The sequence below is a fragment of the Salmonella sp. SAL04157 genome, from assembly GCF_046551635.1.
Taxonomy (GTDB): Bacteria; Pseudomonadota; Gammaproteobacteria; order Enterobacterales; family Enterobacteriaceae; genus Salmonella; species Salmonella enterica.
In genome coordinates this window covers 336,681-352,411 of the sequence record NZ_JBGDVS010000003.1, presented here as the reverse complement: position 1 = coordinate 352,411, position 15,731 = coordinate 336,681, and the positions used below count along the sequence as shown (strand labels likewise).

17 protein-coding genes, 2 tRNA genes and 1 pseudogene are annotated in these 15,731 nt (G+C 50.7%); 13 read left to right on the top strand and 7 right to left on the bottom strand.

Going from position 1 to position 15,731, the window contains the following annotated elements; genetic code table 11:
- Nucleotides 1-56 precede the first annotated feature (56 nt).
- The 3 genes and pseudogenes from ACLJRE_RS08655 to mtfA form a co-directional block, all read right to left on the bottom strand.
- Nucleotides 57-319 (bottom strand): annotated as a pseudogene (locus tag ACLJRE_RS08655) (Arm DNA-binding domain-containing protein); the annotation flags it as partial.
- Between the two features lie 167 nt (nt 320-486).
- Nucleotides 487-562 (bottom strand) — tRNA-Asn (locus tag ACLJRE_RS08650).
- 100 nt (nt 563-662) lie between these two features.
- Nucleotides 663-1,460 carry a DgsA anti-repressor MtfA gene (mtfA, locus tag ACLJRE_RS08645; protein WP_000598918.1) on the bottom strand — a complete coding sequence of 266 codons (798 nt, stop codon included), beginning with the start codon at nt 1,458-1,460 and terminating at the stop codon, nt 663-665.
- Nucleotides 1,461-1,548: 88 nt separating this feature from the next.
- Here mtfA and ACLJRE_RS08640 point away from each other — a divergent pair.
- The 5 genes from ACLJRE_RS08640 to ACLJRE_RS08620 all read left to right on the top strand — a co-directional run bounded on the left by ACLJRE_RS08640 (nt 1,549) and on the right by ACLJRE_RS08620 (nt 4,773).
- Nucleotides 1,549-1,638, top strand: a tRNA-Ser gene (locus ACLJRE_RS08640).
- A gap of 578 nt (nt 1,639-2,216) precedes the next feature.
- Nucleotides 2,217-2,636, top strand: coding sequence for a translesion error-prone DNA polymerase V autoproteolytic subunit (locus ACLJRE_RS08635; RefSeq protein WP_000394197.1), 420 nt, complete (start codon nt 2,217-2,219; stop codon nt 2,634-2,636).
- A gap of 2 nt (nt 2,637-2,638) precedes the next feature.
- Complete coding sequence (locus tag ACLJRE_RS08630) at nt 2,639-3,907, top strand: Y-family DNA polymerase (protein ID WP_023212516.1); 1,269 nt, start codon at nt 2,639-2,641, stop codon at nt 3,905-3,907.
- 454 nt (nt 3,908-4,361) lie between these two features.
- Nucleotides 4,362-4,574 carry a cold shock domain-containing protein gene (locus ACLJRE_RS08625; RefSeq protein WP_000208509.1) on the top strand — a complete coding sequence of 71 codons (213 nt, stop codon included), beginning with the start codon at nt 4,362-4,364 and terminating at the stop codon, nt 4,572-4,574.
- A gap of 10 nt (nt 4,575-4,584) precedes the next feature.
- Nucleotides 4,585-4,773, top strand: a complete 189-nt coding sequence (locus ACLJRE_RS08620) for a hypothetical protein (RefSeq protein WP_024131163.1) — start codon at nt 4,585-4,587, stop codon at nt 4,771-4,773.
- A 258-nt stretch (nt 4,774-5,031) separates the two neighbouring features.
- Here ACLJRE_RS08620 and ompS1 read toward each other — a convergent pair whose 3' ends face one another.
- The gene (gene ompS1 / locus ACLJRE_RS08615) at nt 5,032-6,228 is read right to left on the bottom strand and encodes a porin OmpS1 (RefSeq protein WP_023212515.1); all 1,197 of its coding nucleotides are present in this window, start codon (nt 6,226-6,228) and stop codon (nt 5,032-5,034) included.
- Between the two features lie 649 nt (nt 6,229-6,877).
- Between ompS1 and drpB the strand changes: the two genes are divergently transcribed.
- From drpB to ACLJRE_RS08595, 4 genes are all read left to right on the top strand, one after another.
- Entirely contained in the window at nt 6,878-7,189 is a 312-nt protein-coding gene (drpB, locus tag ACLJRE_RS08610; protein WP_023212514.1) for a cell division protein DrpB, read from the top strand.
- Between the two features lie 79 nt (nt 7,190-7,268).
- Nucleotides 7,269-7,964 carry a phosphohydrolase gene (locus ACLJRE_RS08605; protein ID WP_023212513.1) on the top strand — a complete coding sequence of 232 codons (696 nt, stop codon included), beginning with the start codon at nt 7,269-7,271 and terminating at the stop codon, nt 7,962-7,964.
- Nucleotides 7,965-8,037: 73 nt separating this feature from the next.
- Nucleotides 8,038-9,468, top strand: coding sequence for a DNA cytosine methyltransferase (locus tag ACLJRE_RS08600; RefSeq protein WP_023212512.1), 1,431 nt, complete (start codon nt 8,038-8,040; stop codon nt 9,466-9,468).
- Nucleotides 9,449-9,919 carry a very short patch repair endonuclease gene (locus ACLJRE_RS08595; protein ID WP_000785978.1) on the top strand — a complete coding sequence of 157 codons (471 nt, stop codon included), beginning with the start codon at nt 9,449-9,451 and terminating at the stop codon, nt 9,917-9,919. The genes ACLJRE_RS08600 and ACLJRE_RS08595 overlap by 20 nt, the downstream gene beginning before the upstream one ends.
- Here ACLJRE_RS08595 and yedA read toward each other — a convergent pair.
- Nucleotides 9,908-10,828: a drug/metabolite exporter YedA gene (gene yedA, locus ACLJRE_RS08590; protein WP_001212264.1), complete on the bottom strand. Its 921-nt coding sequence runs from the start codon at nt 10,826-10,828 to the stop codon at nt 9,908-9,910. The two genes, ACLJRE_RS08595 and yedA, sit on opposite strands and share 12 nt — an antisense overlap.
- Nucleotides 10,829-10,997: 169 nt before the next feature.
- On the opposite strand from yedA, the gene ACLJRE_RS08585 reads away from it, so the two are divergent.
- From ACLJRE_RS08585 to dgcQ, 3 genes are all read left to right on the top strand, one after another.
- On the top strand, nt 10,998-11,915 hold the full coding sequence (locus ACLJRE_RS08585) for a DUF808 domain-containing protein (protein WP_086013476.1): 918 nt from the start codon (nt 10,998-11,000) through the stop codon (nt 11,913-11,915).
- A 76-nt stretch (nt 11,916-11,991) separates the two neighbouring features.
- Complete coding sequence (locus ACLJRE_RS08580; protein ID WP_000232161.1) at nt 11,992-12,177, top strand: YodC family protein; 186 nt, start codon at nt 11,992-11,994, stop codon at nt 12,175-12,177.
- Nucleotides 12,178-12,341: 164 nt separating this feature from the next.
- Nucleotides 12,342-14,054: a cellulose biosynthesis regulator diguanylate cyclase DgcQ gene (dgcQ, locus tag ACLJRE_RS08575; protein WP_053296628.1), complete on the top strand. Its 1,713-nt coding sequence runs from the start codon at nt 12,342-12,344 to the stop codon at nt 14,052-14,054.
- Here dgcQ and ACLJRE_RS08570 read toward each other — a convergent pair.
- Together ACLJRE_RS08570 and yodD are read right to left on the bottom strand one after the other, a co-directional pair.
- Entirely contained in the window at nt 14,033-14,848 is an 816-nt protein-coding gene (locus ACLJRE_RS08570; protein WP_058109044.1) for a mannosyl-3-phosphoglycerate phosphatase-related protein, read from the bottom strand. The two genes, dgcQ and ACLJRE_RS08570, sit on opposite strands and share 22 nt — an antisense overlap.
- A 309-nt stretch (nt 14,849-15,157) precedes the next feature.
- Nucleotides 15,158-15,385: a YodD family peroxide/acid resistance protein gene (gene yodD / locus ACLJRE_RS08565; protein WP_000844798.1), complete on the bottom strand. Its 228-nt coding sequence runs from the start codon at nt 15,383-15,385 to the stop codon at nt 15,158-15,160.
- A gap of 128 nt (nt 15,386-15,513) precedes the next feature.
- Here yodD and dsrB point away from each other — a divergent pair, with 128 nt between their 5' ends.
- Nucleotides 15,514-15,708 (top strand): protein DsrB, encoded by a 195-nt coding sequence (dsrB, locus tag ACLJRE_RS08560; protein WP_000867218.1) that lies wholly within the window; start codon nt 15,514-15,516, stop codon nt 15,706-15,708.
- The last annotated feature ends 23 nt before the right edge of the window (nt 15,709-15,731 follow it).

The following is a 15,731-nucleotide window of genomic DNA, read 5'->3' as shown; positions in this document are numbered from 1 at the left end:
ATCCCTGCTTTGCCCCGGCATGGCGCAACTTTGTCTGTAATTACACAAGTCAAATTCTCCTGACGGACTTTTTCATCAGCCTGTTTTTGCGTTCGGGTCAATCCCCTGAGCCAGCTACCTTTTAGCCTCGTCACGGCGTTATCTGGCATCGGCAAGCGATACAGCAGGGTAAACCCCAATGGAAAACACCTCCTGATTGCCATAATAGCGGTAGCCCAACAGCCAGTATTTCGAACCGATAGAGGCCAAACCCGTCAGTGAGCTTGACAGCCTTTTCCGCTGGTCTGGCATTTTTTACTTTGGTATCAGTCAGTGACATGACGGTTCCCTCGGCGTACCGATAAAACGCAAATCGAACCAGCTTTACCAGCAAAAGGGTATGGCTTCGAATGATTTTTAGTGAACGAGGGTGAACCTGAAGAAGGAGATAACCAGTTGATATAAATGCAGAAAGCAGACGTCAGTGAACGTCTGCTTCCCTAAATTTGGCTCCTCTGACTGGACTCGAACCAGTGACATACGGATTAACAGTCCGCCGTTCTACCGACTGAACTACAGAGGAATTGTTTCAACGAGGCGCATAATACTGGGCCCGCTATAACGTGTCAACAGTAAAATTAACGCGCCAATTCAATTGGTTAATTAACCCACAAAGTGAGGAATTAATGTTCGGATTCCTCGCCGTAGTCGCCTTCGGCAGCGTTTACCCGTAAGCGCTGAGAAGGATCCTGGCGATAGAACTGGCAAAAACGCTGCCATAGCGCCGGGAAACGTGGAGCAAACAGTTCTGGCGCGCTGAAAAAATACTCTGACAACACGGCAAAACATTCTGCAGGGTCGGTGGCGGCATAGGCATCTATACTGGCAGCGCTTTCGCCAACAAGATCGATTTCATCCTGAATATTATTCATTGCCGCGTGGAGATCGTGTTCCCAGCCAGCCACATCGCGCAACGGGATGAAAGGGATGCCGCTGGCGCGATCGCCATTACGCATATCCAGTTTGTGCGCGACTTCATGAATAATGAGGTTGAAACCTGAAGCATCGAACGAGTCCTGGATATCCAGCCAGTTCAGAATGATGGGCCCTTGTTGCCAGCTTTGCCCCGACTGTACGACACGCTGGCTGTGCACCAGACCTATGTCATCTTCCCATTCATCATCTACCACAAAGGGCGCGGGATAAATGAGCACTTCATGAAAACCATCAAGCCACTCAATACCGAGCTCCAGGATCGGTAAGCAAAAAATTAACGCAATACGTGCACTTTTTAACGAGTCGAGCTCAAATCCCTGTAGCGCTACCAGTCTTTTCTGCTGCAAAAAACGTTCGGCTAGCGCAATAAGCCGAGCCTGTTCTTGCGCGGTGAGGTTTACCAGAAGAGGTATAGCCAGCGCATCATCCCACGGCCAGTCTTCGTTCTGGGTTATTTCTTGTGCTTTCCAGGGCCACTTAATCATCGTTTTGCTCGTAAACTCGTCACTTGAACAAAATTACCCGAATAGGGTCTGTTAAAATGCCAAATTACCTGGCATCATTGCAATATACGGAGAGATGCCGGAGCGGCTGAACGGACCGGTCTCGAAAACCGGAGTAGGGGCAACTCTACCGGGGGTTCAAATCCCCCTCTCTCCGCCACAATTCAAACACTTAGCTCGTCTTCTTTCAGCGATCAGTCTCACACTTAGAATACACTTAGAATATTACGTGAAAAACGTATCGCCATCTTGTGCTTTTTCTGCCAGAAGAGGGGGCCAGGGATAGTGTTATTTTTACTTTTCGATCATAAGTCAACTCCTGGTTTTCTGCCCCCGCTCTTTCGCCGTACCCCATCTGGATTAATATTGATGTCACTAGCGGCGATTTAACGCCGTCGTCCTCGGTAATCGTCGCACCCGGCCTGTTGCCCGAAATGTTCCCCTGTAGACATGGGCGCAGGGCGAAAGATTAATTGCTGTCAGGGAAACGCGCTGGCGCGTGGCGATAACTTACGCTGCGGGGCTGTCGACGCTGTACAGAAAATGTGGCCTCCAGACTGGCTTAAATATGCACACATGACAATACAACCGGAAAATTTACAAAACCCATAATTTGAACTGAGAGAGAAACTTACAAACGAAGCGACGAAGATTTAAACAGCCGTAGTGACTCCGGTATCTTGCGCGCATGTTTAAATAATACTACTGTATATAAAAACAGTATTCGAGGTATGGATTATGGAATTTTTCAGACCTACAGAGTTGCGCGAAATTATTCCTCTCCCATTTTTCAGTTACTTAGTGCCGTGTGGATTCCCCAGCCCCGCAGCGGACTACATTGAGCAGCGTATCGATCTTAATGAGTTGCTCGTTTCTCATCCCAGCTCAACATATTTTGTCAAAGCCACGGGTGATTCAATGATTGAAGCAGGCATCAGCGACGGCGACCTGCTGGTGGTGGATAGCTCACGGAACGCTGACCACGGTGACATTGTAATTGCGGCAATTGAAGGAGAGTTCACCGTAAAACGGTTGCAGTTGCGCCCGACAGTGCAGCTAATCCCCATGAACGGCGCCTATCGACCTATACCTGTCGGCAGTGAAGACACGCTCGACATATTCGGGGTGGTGACCTTTATCATTAAAGCGGTCAGTTGATTATGTTCGCGCTCTGCGATGTTAATAGCTTTTACGCCTCCTGCGAAACGGTCTTTCGTCCTGATTTATGTGGCCGACCGGTGGTGGTGTTATCAAACAATGATGGCTGCGTTATCGCGTGTAGCGCCGAGGCGAAACAGCTTGGTATCGCACCAGGTGAGCCATTCTTCAAACAGAAAGAACGCTTCCGGCGATCCGGTGTTGTTTGCTTCAGCAGTAATTACGAGCTTTACGCTGATATGTCGAACCGGGTAATGACCACACTCGAGGAGATGGCGCCGCGGGTAGAAATTTACAGCATTGATGAGGCTTTTTGTGATCTGACGGGAGTACGAAACTGCCGGGATCTGACAGATTTCGGGCGCGAGATAAGAGCGACGGTCCTGAAGCGCACGCACCTGACTGTCGGTGTAGGCATTGCCCAGACGAAAACCCTTGCCAAGCTGGCTAACCATGCTGCGAAAAAGTGGCAGCGCCAGACCGGCGGGGTGGTTGACCTGTCGAACATCGATCGCCAGCGTCGGCTGCTGGCCCTGATACCCGTAGAGGATGTCTGGGGTGTCGGCAGACGCATCAGTAAGAAGCTCAATGCCCTGGGCATCAAGACTGCTCTCGATCTCTCTGAACAAAGTACCTGGATCATCAGGAAACACTTCAATGTCGTGCTGGAGCGTACCGTGAGAGAGCTTCGCGGAGAGCCATGTCTGGAGCTTGAAGAGTTTGCGCCGGCAAAGCAGGAAATCGTTTGTAGCCGCTCTTTCGGCGAGCGGGTCACAGACTATGAGGAAATGCGCCAGGCTATTTACAGCTACGCTGCGCGCGCGGCAGAAAAACTCCGCGGCGAGCACCAGTACTGCCGTTTCATCTCAACATTCGTCAAAACATCCCCCTTTGCCCTGAACGAGCCCTACTACGGTAACAGCGCCGCGGTGACGCTTCTCACCCCCACGCAGGATTCACGCGACATCATCAATGCGGCTGTGAAATGCCTGGATAAAATCTGGCGCGACGGCCATTGCTACCAGAAAGCGGGGGTGATGCTGGGTGACTTCTTCAGTCAGGGCGTAGCGCAACTCAACCTTTTCGACGATAACGCGCCGCGCGCCGGTAGTGAGAAGCTGATGGAAGTACTGGACCATCTTAACGCAAAAGACGGGAAGGGGACACTGTACTTCGCCGGGCAGGGGATGTCGCAACAGTGGGCTATGAAGCGAGAAATGCTTTCGCCTCGGTACACCACAAGATACTCTGATCTACTGCGTGTTAAGTAACTTGTGCGATCAATGCATGAGATAGTTGCCAAATCATCCCCGTTCTCTAACCGGTTTTGGTCGCACGAGATCACAGGAACCTCTCACGATGATGCGCATGTATCCTGGTTTACGACATCAGGAAATGTGGCGCGTTTATTGCCAGGTAGGCGTTGGGAGACGTAACTTATTTACGCCAGGTTTCAGCCGTAGCGACGGGCATGGATAAAAAGAGTATGGCAATCAGCGTGATAATGCTAAAAAACAATTAATATTTTTTTAACAAAACTAAAGCTTGCTATGTGCAGTTAACCATGCGTTAATGGTTGTGCGGTTTGATACAAACTTATCTGAAGTAGTGATTGTAATATTTCTCATCATTTGTTCCTCTTGAGATCTCCTTTAGGTTTTTTTCTCTCTGATAATTTTCTTCAGGCCATTTTGCCCAAGGGCTCATTCAAAAGGTAACAATATTATGACGACGAAAATCACTGGTTTAGTAAAATGGTTTAACCCTGAAAAGGGCTTTGGTTTCATTACGCCTAAAGATGGCAGCAAAGATGTGTTTGTGCATTTTTCCGCCATTCAAAGTAATGAATTCCGCACTCTGAATGAAAATCAGGAAGTGGAGTTTTCAGTAGAGCAGGGACCAAAAGGTCCATCAGCGGTCAACGTTGTGGCGCTTTAAGGCAACTGATATTACTAATAAAATTCACTTCCGGTGTCCATGTTGCCATGGTTCACAATACAGAACATCGACATTCGATGTTACTGAGCAAAACCCATTTGGCGCGAAATGTATTTTTTGTAAGTCAACCATGATCACTTTTGATAATGTTGGATTATACATTCGCTCAGGGCAGGTTCCGCTAGATTTTAGAAAATAATTCATATTAGCTCCGTATCGGAGCTTTTTTATGCCCGATGATTATCATCTATAGACGCTGACATCCATCATCTATAGTGGCATTTACCTTTCCCCAAAGGTGTTATTTCTCTTGCAGACAGCGCCTGAAAAGAGCGACGTTGTCTTCATCTATCCGATGAAGCCAGGTCACCTGTCTTTGCGCCGTTATCCGTTATTTAATTCTTGTCCTATAATAACAAGCCCGCGCTAAGCACGGGCTTGAATAATATAAAGCGTCTTAGAACTGGTAGACCAGACCAACACCTACGATATCATCGGTTGCAATACCGTTGTTTGCGTAGAAGTCATCATCTTCGTCCAGCAGGTTGATTTTATAATCAACGTAGGTGGACATATTTTTGTTGAAGTAGTAAGTCATACCGACGTCAACATATTTAACCAGATCTTTGTCGGTGTAACGATAGTTACCACGGCTATCTATATCCTGGCCGCCTAAATCTTTGCCCTTAGACTGCAAGTAGGCGATGGACGGACGCAGACCGAAATCGAACTGATACTGCGCAACCACTTCAAAGTTCTGGGTTTTGTTAGCGATACCGCCGCCACCGCCATCGCCACCGCCATAATAGGTCATGTTGCGGGTTTCAGCGTACATGGCCGCCAGGTAAACATTGTAGGCGTCATATTTGGCACCTACGGTCCAGGCTTCGGCAGTTTCACCGCCGGCATAGCTATTGCCATAGTAATGATGGCCATCACCACGCCCACTAGCAACCTGATTGTCCGTACGGTCAGAGGAAGAGTAGGCCGCACCCAGGCTTAACCCGAAGTCAAAGTCGTAGGAGGTAGACATACCGAAACCGTCGCCGTTTTCACGGGCCAGTTTGCGAGTACCACTATCTGCATCGCTGCCGTTGGTTGTTCCTTCGCCTGCGCCAGGATCTTCATTATTACCCTGGTACTGCAACGCGAAGTTCAGGCCTTCCACCAGACCGAAGAAGTCGGTATTACGGTAGGTAGCAACGCCGTTGGTTCTGCCCAGCATATAGACATCGGTCTGGGTATAAGTATCACCGCCGAATTCCGGCAGCGCATCGGTCCAGGCTTCAATGTCGTAGATAACACCATAGTTACGGCCATAATCGAAAGAGCCGTACTCGCCGAATTTCAGACCGGCAAAGCCCAGACGAGTCCAGGAGTTTGCACCTTCGCCTTCGGTGGTGTTCACCTTAATGTTGTATTCCCACTGACCATAGCCGGTCAGCATATCGTTGATTTGCGTTTCGCCTTTAAAGCCAATACGGGCGTAGGACTGGTCGCCGTCGCTGCCTGCGTCGTCAGAGAAGTAACGCAGACCATCAACTTTGCCGTACAGGTCGAGTTTGTTGCCATTTTTATTATAAATTTCAGCCGCATTTGCTGCGCCTGCCACTAATAACGCCGGGACAAGCAGTGCCAGAACTTTTCTGTTCATTATGTATTCCCTTATGATAATAATTTATATGAATATGTAGCCACTTCAACAAAACTACAAATTGATACTATTCTATGAAGTTCATGGAATTTAAAAAATAACATGTAACAAAGGTATTTAAAATATTTCAATTTGTTTCTATTTGGTTTTTTATAATAAAGACCATATAAGTAACTAAGAATATATATTCTATAATTATCATTTTTTATCAATGGGTTATGTGTTTTGATTTGATGGTTGTTGGTGTGAATATGATTTGTTTTTTATATGTATTTGATGCTTTGATTATGAAAAAACATAAAAAAAACCGGCATAAATGCCGGTAATGTGGGTAATGATAAAATAAATGATAAAAGGCTAATAACCGAATCATTCTGACACTTAATGCTAATAAAATAAAACGCTATCGCGGTGCGTAAAAATAAGTTGTTCTGGTTATGGGTTATTCTGCATCAGAGTGCGATTCAATCACCATTCCCTTATTTAACAGCAGGTTCAGCGCCAGGCGTAACATTATCTGAGAATAAACTATTTGTGGAATGAATAACCAGAACAGGTGGATAAGGTATTTTATGGTCGAAATGTGACTAATGTCACATTATAATGTAATTAATGTCATATGACTTACATCACAAAAGCGGAGTAAAGTTTGAGTACCAGGGAGGACAACGCCACCCGTAGCATGGGCGGCAAATTAGCGTTATGGGTTTTTTATACCTTTTGCGGCTACTTCATCTGGGCGATGGCGCGTTGCGTGTGGCTGATGTCCGCCATACAAACCGAGCCGGTTCTCGGCCCAATCAGCACTCCTGGCAGCACAACGGAAAAATGGCTGAACGCGCTTTCGCTGGGCGTCGTCTGGCTTATTCTGGGGAGTATTGCCTGGTACACCCGGCCTCGCAAAAACAGGGGGTATCCCGCCAACACTCAGCCAGAAACGCGCAAGCACGCAGGGATGTAAAGTGGTGGCGGATATGTCAGGATAGCGAACCCTGTGCTCAGGCATGTAATAAAAATGGTCTGCTATAAAGAGAGGGCGTATGGACTCAGGATACTGGCAATCGCAGTTTGAAGACTGGCTACGTCACCACCACCAGGAACAGGATGCCGCCCATGACATCTTCCATTTTCGTCGTGTTTGGGCAACCGCGCAAACGCTGGGGGAAAACAGTCCTGTCGACTGGCTGGTGGTGCTATCGGCATGTTATTTCCATGACATCGTCAGCCTGGCGAAAAATCATCCGCAGCGGCATCGCTCTTCCATTCTGGCGGCGGCAGAAACCCTGCGTATTTTTCTGCGGGATTTTCCTGACTTTCCGGCAGAAAAACTGGCGGGCATTTGTCATGCTATCGAAGCGCATAGCTTCAGCGCAAAAATTGTGCCTACCACGCCAGAGGCAAAAATCGTGCAGGATGCAGACAGGCTGGAGGCGTTGGGCGCCATTGGTCTGGCGCGGGTCTTCGCGGTCTCCGGCGCGCTGGGCGTCGCGCTGTTTGATGCCGACGATCCCTTTGCCGACAGACGGCCTCTTAACGATAAGCAATTCGCGCTCGACCATTTTCAAACCAAGCTGCTGAAACTGCCGCTGACGATGCAGACCGAACGGGGCAAGTACCTGGCGCAGCGTAATGCGGATTTTCTGGTGTCGTACATGGCGAAACTGAGCGCTGAGCTGAAAGGCGACTATGAAACACGGGATGAGGCGGTCATCCAGATGTTTGCTACGCATCAGTAACCCCTGTCGCTGAAACGTAAACCGCGTCATTTTATGTTAGTCTGTCGGCAATTATTTTTGGCCGGTTAAATGTATGCAGGAAAATATTTCAGTAACACACGCCCGGAACCTCATCGCCGACGACGCCGGAAGCGAGATCCAGGCGATGCTGAGTCAATTGCTGGAAATCTACGATGTTAAAACGCTGGTGGCGCACCTTAACGGCCTGGGCGAGCAGCACTGGAGCCCGGCCATCTTCAAGCGCGTAATGATGAACGGGGCATGGCATCGCTTGAGCGACAATGAACTCACCTGTCTTAAAACAGGGTTGCCGACGCCGCCAGCGCATCATCCGCATTACGCCTTTCGTTTTATCGATCTCTTCGCGGGCATCGGCGGCATTCGCCGCGGATTTGAAGCGATAGGCGGACAGTGCGTGTTTACCAGCGAATGGAATAAGCACGCGGTACGGACATATAAAGCGAACTATTTTTGCGATCCGCTGCAACATCGCTTTAATGAAGATATCCGCGATATCACGTTGAGCCACCGGGAAGGGGTCAGCGATGATGAGGCGGCGGAACACATTCGCCAGTATATTCCGCAACATGATGTCCTGCTGGCGGGCTTTCCCTGTCAGCCATTTTCTCTGGCGGGCGTTTCCAAGAAAAATGCGCTGGGCCGCGCCCACGGCTTTGCCTGCGAGACTCAGGGGACGTTATTTTTTGATGTCGTAAGAATTATCGACGCTCGCCGCCCCGCGCTGTTTGTGCTGGAAAACGTGAAAAACCTTAAAAGTCACGACCAGGGCAACACCTTCCGCATTATTATGCAAACGCTCGATGAACTGGGATATGACGTGGCGGATGCCGCTGACAATGGCCCGGACGATCCGAAAATTATCGACGGGCAGCACTTTCTTCCTCAGCATCGGGAACGTATTGTGTTAGTGGGATTCCGTCGCGATTTAAACCTGAAAACCGATTTTACGTTACGCAATATCGCCCGCTGTTATCCACCGCGCCGTCCGACGCTGGCAGAACTGCTGGAGCCCGTCGTCGAAGCCAAATATATCCTGACGCCGGTGCTGTGGAAATATTTATATCGCTACGCGAAAAAGCACCAGGCGCGGGGAAACGGTTTTGGCTATGGCATGGTTTATCCTGACAATCCGGAAAGTGTGGCGCGCACGTTATCTGCTCGCTACTACAAAGATGGTGCCGAAATTCTGATCGATCGTGGTTGGGATATGGCGAAAGGCGAAGTGAATTTCGACGATGCTGGCAACCAACAACATCGTCCCCGCCGACTCACGCCGAGAGAGTGCGCGCGTTTAATGGGATTTGAGGCGCCGCAAACGTACCAGTTCAGGATACCTGTCTCGGATACGCAGGCCTATCGCCAGTTTGGCAATTCCGTGGTGGTGCCGGTATTTGCCGCGGTAGCAAAGCTGCTGGAACCCAAAATTCACCAGGCGGTGACGCTGCGTCAGAGAGAGACGGTAGATGGCGGACGTTCACGATAAAGCCACGCGCAGTAAAAATATGCGCGCGATAGCGACCCGCGATACGGCTATTGAAAAACGTCTTGCCGGCCTGCTAAGCGCGCAGGGGATTACGTTTCATACTCAGGACGCGACATTACCAGGCAAGCCGGACTTTGTGGTGAATGACTATGATTGTGTGATTTTTACTCACGGCTGCTTTTGGCATCATCACCACTGTTATCTGTTCAAAGTACCGGCCACGCGAACGGCTTTCTGGCTGGAAAAAATCGGTAAGAACGTTGAGCGCGATGAGCGCGATATTCAGCGTTTACAGGCGCTTGGCTGGCGGGTACTGATCGTCTGGGAGTGCGCCTTGCGCGGGCGAGCGAAATTGAGCGACGCGGCGTTGGCGGAGCGCCTGGAAGAGTGGATCTGCGGCGGCGGCGCCAGCGCGCAGATTGACACCCAGGGGATTCATCTACTGGCGTGAATCTTCCGTTTTACACGGCGTGACCACCGCCTTGACAGGAAACAGGTACTTACCCAGAGTCACCAGCACTACGGCAAACACAATCACACCCAGCGCGGCCCATTCAACGGGCGATAACCTCTCGCCACCCAGGCCGGTGCCAAGCAACACGGCGACAACCGGATTCACGTAGGCGTAGCTGGTCGCCAGCGCCGGACTGACGTTGCGAATCAGGTACATATAGGCATTAATGGCGATAATAGAACCGAACAACGCCAGGTAGCCGACGGCCATAAACCCCGATAAGCCCGGCAGCGTGGCGAGCTTTTCGCCGGAAAGAAACGCCGCGCAAAGCAATACCACGCCCGCCGCCAACATTTCAATCGCGCCCGCCATCATGCCCACAGGGAGGGCGATGCGCGAGCCGTAAACGGAACCAAATGCCCAGCTCATCGAACCTATCAGGATCAAAATCGCGCCCCACGGATTGCCGCTTAAATTGCCGCCGCTGTTCAGCAGAATAATCCCGGCAAGTCCAATGGCAATCCCCACCCATTCTAATTTGCGCGTTTTAATACCAAAAAAGTAGCTAAAGCACAGCGTAAATAGCGGGACAGTGGCGACCACGACGGCAGCAATGCCTGATGGCACGTTTTGATGCTCCGCCACCGTCACCAGACCGTTACCCACCGCCAGCAGCAGTAGACCAATCAGCGCGGCGTTGATGGTCTGGCGTAGCGGCGGAAGTTTTTCGCCGCGCAGCAGCAAAAACGCCATGAGCAACATCCCCGCCGAGAGAAAACGTACGCCTGCCATCATCAGCGGCGGCCAGCTTTCAACGCCTATGCGGATAACAAAATAGGTAGACCCCCAAATGATGTACAAGGCAAAAAGCGCGCCAAAAAGAGGTAATAACTGCCGGAAACGCATAATCACTCACGGTGAAATAAAAAGGGTGAATATAGTAAACGTCAAAATTATTATGCTGGCGAGCATTATAATTGTCCTTTTGGAATAAAAAGGCGTTGACCCGCGCCGCTGGTTTCGGCATTGCGCGTTTTGCTACATACTTAACGTCTTAGAAGAAAAGACCGAGGAAATCATTTTGGCAGGAAGTAGCTTACTGACATTACTCGACGATATCGCCACGCTGCTGGACGATATTTCGGTAATGGGCAAATTGGCCGCGAAAAAAACCGCGGGCGTACTGGGGGACGACCTGTCGCTCAATGCACAGCAGGTGACCGGCGTTCGCGCTAATCGCGAGCTGCCAGTGGTATGGAGCGTGGCGAAAGGATCATTAATCAACAAGGTTATTCTGGTGCCGTTGGCGCTGCTGATAAGCGCATTTATCCCGTGGGCCATTACGCCTTTATTAATGTTAGGCGGCGCGTTTCTCTGCTTTGAAGGGGTAGAAAAAGTCCTGCATACCTTTGAGGCGCGAAAACACAAAGAAGACCCGGCGGAGCGGCAAAAACGTCTTGAGGCGCTGGCTGCGCAAGATCCTTTGGCCTTTGAAAAAGATAAAGTAAAAGGGGCGGTCCGTACCGATTTCATTCTGTCCGCTGAAATTGTGGCAATTACCCTGGGGATTGTCGCGCAGGCGCCGCTGCTTAATCAGGTGTTGGTACTGGCGGGGATTGCGTTGATTGTGACCATTGGCGTGTATGGTCTGGTGGGTATTATTGTCAAACTGGATGATATGGGGTACTGGCTGGCGGAAAAGCGTAGCGTGCTGGCGCAGGGCGTCGGTAAAGGATTGCTGATTATCGCGCCCTGGTTAATGAAAGCATTATCCATTGTCGGTACGCTGGCGATGTTTCTGGTCGGCGGCGGGATTGTCGTACACGGTATTGCGCCGCTACACCATGCCATTGAACATTTTGCGCAGCAGCAGGGGGCTTTCATGGCGCATACGATCCCTGCGGGGCTGAATCTGGTGCTCGGCTTTATTATCGGCGCCATTGTGGTGGCGCTGGTGAAAGGTGTGGCGAAAATTCGCGGTGTTTCGCACTGATTTTCTACAATGAATTATGCAAAATTGCCCATCCTCGTCTAAGGTGAAAACGTTTCATCTGATACAGGAGGCAGGTATGGTCTTTTCTGTCAGTGAGGAAGTTACCGTGAAAGAGGGTGGGCCCCGGATGATCGTCACCGGTTATTCCAGCGGAATGGTAGAGTGTCGCTGGTATGATGGTTTTGGCGTAAAGCGGGAGGCATTCCATGAGAATGAGCTCGTGCCAGGCAAGGAAAGGCGCGTGCGGGACGAAGCCCGATGACAAAACGCCCGGTTAATGCCGGGCGTTTTGCTGTGGAGAAAAAGAGTCGTCGCGCTGCGACATGCTGCTACCTGGTTATGCCAGGATTGAGTGGTATCCCTTGATGAGGTCTGGCTACCGTAAGCCATCAGGGGGCGTTGTATCAATAACCAGGAGTTACCAGGGTGCCGCACGAAACACTGTTAGATAATCAAGGCTGGTTTAAAAAGCTGGCGCGGCGTTTTGGTCCCGGTCATGTCGTCAACACCTGTTTTCTGATCGTGATGCTGTTCTCGACGCTACTTACCTGGCGGGAAGTGATGATACTGAAAGACGCGTATGTCGCCAGTCAGCGCAATCATCTGGGGAGCGTCGCGAATGTCCTTGACCGCCAACTGCAATTCAACATGGACAGGTTGATCTTTTTACGCAACGGTATGCATGAAGCGCTGGTGGCGCCGCTGGCTTTTTCCGCATTGCAAAGCGCGGTGACGCAGTTTGAGCAACGACGCGTCAGACATTTCTGGCAACTGGAGCTGGATAAGCGGCGGACATTGCCGTTATATGGCGTTTCCGATCAATTTGTCGCCCGGACGACGCTTCTTTCGCGGGAGAGTCGTGACCTGGCAAATGAATTAACCGCCACGCTGGAGTTAGGGTATCTGGCGCGTCTGGCGCGCTCATCCGCCATGCTGACGCTGGAGACGATGTATGTTTCTCGCTCAGGGTTTTACCTCTCAACTCTCCCTACGGCGTACGGTAGTGATATTGTCTCCCGTTACTATCAGTACGTGACCCAGCCCTGGTTTATCGAGCAAAGCCAACGGCGTAACCCACAGCGCGGCGTGCGGTGGTTTACCTCCGCACAGCCCTATGTTGCTGACGAGCAGAAAAAAGTGACAGCCAGTCTACCGCTGGATCACGATAATTACTGGTATGGCGTACTGGCAATGGATATTCCCGTCGCGTCATTACAGCGGTTCCTGCGCGATGCGGCTGAAAAGGATATTGAAGGGGAATATCAGCTATATGATAACCATCTCCGTTTGTTGACGGACTCCGCGCCGGAACAACAAACCGCGAATACGTTAAATGACCGTGAGCGCGCCTTACTGGCGCGTGAAATAGAAAAAGATACCCTAGGTGGGCTGCGTTTAGGAACGCATTATGTAAGCTGGGAGCGGCTGGATCATTTTGATGGCGTCCTGCTGCGCGTGCATACATTACGTGAAGGCATACAAGGGAATTTTGGCAGTATTAGTATCGCGCTGACGCTGTTATGGGTGCTTTTTACGGCGATGCTGTTGATCTCCTGGGGCGTTATTCGACATATGGTCAAAAACATGTTTGTTCTGCAAAATTCGCTGCAATGGCAGGCATGGCACGATCCGCTGACCCGGCTATATAACCGTGGCGCGCTGTTTGAAAAAGCGTCCAGGCTGGCAAAGCGCTACCGGGAAGCCCGCCAGCCATTTTCTGTGATACAGCTGGATTTAGATTATTTTAAAAGCGTTAACGATCGCTTTGGTCATCAGGCAGGCGATCGCGTGTTGTCCCATGCCGCTGGGCTCATTGGCAGCACCATTCGAGCGCACGACATCGCCGGACGGGTAGGGGGCGAAGAGTTTTGTATCGTGCTGCCCGGCGCGACGAAAGCGCAGGCGCTGCAGATTGCCGAACGCATACGCCAGCGCATTAATGACAAAGAGATTCTGGTGACGAAAAGCACGACGCTTCGTATCAGCGCGTCAATGGGGATCAGTAGCGCGGAGGAATACGGCGGCTATGATTTTGAGCAGTTGCAGTCGCTGGCCGACAAACGGCTTTATTACGCCAAACAGTCCGGACGTAACCGTATTTGCGCCAGCGACGCGACTCAGGAGCGGGAAAAGAAATAGTCCATTCCTTCGCGCCAGCCATCCGGCCCTTCGTTCTGGCTACGGTAGACGCGCTGAGGATCGTCGTTACGCAAATGTACGCCCTCCCGGTTTAGCCCTTTAACGACAACCGCATAATCCATCACATCCAGTAAGGGCGCATCATTGGGGCCGTCTCCTAGCCCCAACGTCAGAGGGCGCGTGCGCCACTGCCGACGATATGCTTCAATCAGCCAGTTGGCAGCCTGATCTTTACCGGCGGAGGCGTCCAGCACATGCCAGAAACGGGCGCCATGGACAAATTGCAGTCCCAGGTCATTTAAACGGGCGACAAACTGCGCCATGCGTTCATCGCTATCGCGCCAGATCAGCGACACCGACGCTTCATGCAGACGGGTTAGGGCAGACTGTGCCCGGTTTAGGCCCGTCCATTCGCTTATCACCTGATCGTCAACGTCATCAAACGTGGTGAACTTAAACTGTTCCTTTTCACACAACTTATGCAGGACGAGGCGGATTTCGTTGTGAGAAATACCGGCTATCAGACGGGGATAGTTGGGATGGTCTTCCCAATGAACGTCCAGTTGGATCACCGCGCCGTTTTCCGCAATCAGCGGCAGTCCCTGTAGATTTAACGTCGTCTGGAGCTGGAGCATTTCAGCCGCGGTTTTACTGCTACAGAGGATCACGGGCACGCCGCTTTCATGCAGGCGAGTAAGCCAGGGGGCCGCGGGCTGCCACTCAAAAGTGTGGCTGTTCAGCAATGTGCCGTCCAGATCGGTAAAAATCAGCAAGGGGTCATGGATTGAGAGCATTTTTTCCTCATTTTCCGTTACAACGGCGGGCTTATTTCCAGGAAAAGTCCTAAAGCACACCCGAAAGAAGTCGAACGCTAACTGGAACCGATCCCGTCGCTTCCAGGCAGCACATGCGTTGTCACACTTTTGCTACCGAACTATTAGCGTGCTTAATCATTCATGTAAAAAATATTTACTTGTCATGCAAAAAAATTGCAGATAAGGTAAATCTCACATCAGATTTCCTGGTGTAACGAATTTTCAAGTGCTTCTTGCATAAGCAAGTTTGATCCCGACCCGTAGGGCCGGGATTTTTTTCGGCCATTTTTAACGGTTTACTTCTGTTACACTAAAATCATGAATATCCAGCTCGAATGCTTCAGCTAATTCATGCCATGTATGATATTCCCGTCCGTCTACGCTCACCCGCTCAGGATCTTCCTGGCTACGGTGAACCTCGCTTTCGCTGATTTCATTGATGGCCGCCAGTAGCGCATCTACATCGACGCTCACTTCGCGCTTGGCCGTATCACTGTACTCTTTTGCCGTTTTCATCTTCACTACCTCACGGGTTCCTGACAGCCTAAGTATAGACCGTTGAGAAAACCAGCAAACACGCCGGCAAGGCGCTGTCAGACGCAGAAAATTGTTCTACACTGGCACAAAGCGACAGGAGGAAAATGATGAAGGTGAATGATCGGGTAACCGTTAAAACGGACGGCGGTCCCCGCCGACCGGGCGTGGTACTGGCAGTGGAAGAATTTAGTGAAGGCACAATGTACCTGGTTTCGCTGGAGGATTACCCGCTCGGCATCTGGTTCTTCAATGAGTCAGGTCACCAGGATGGTATTTTTGTCGAGAAGGCGGAGCAGGACTAATTGAGCCGGACTGGAGGTACATT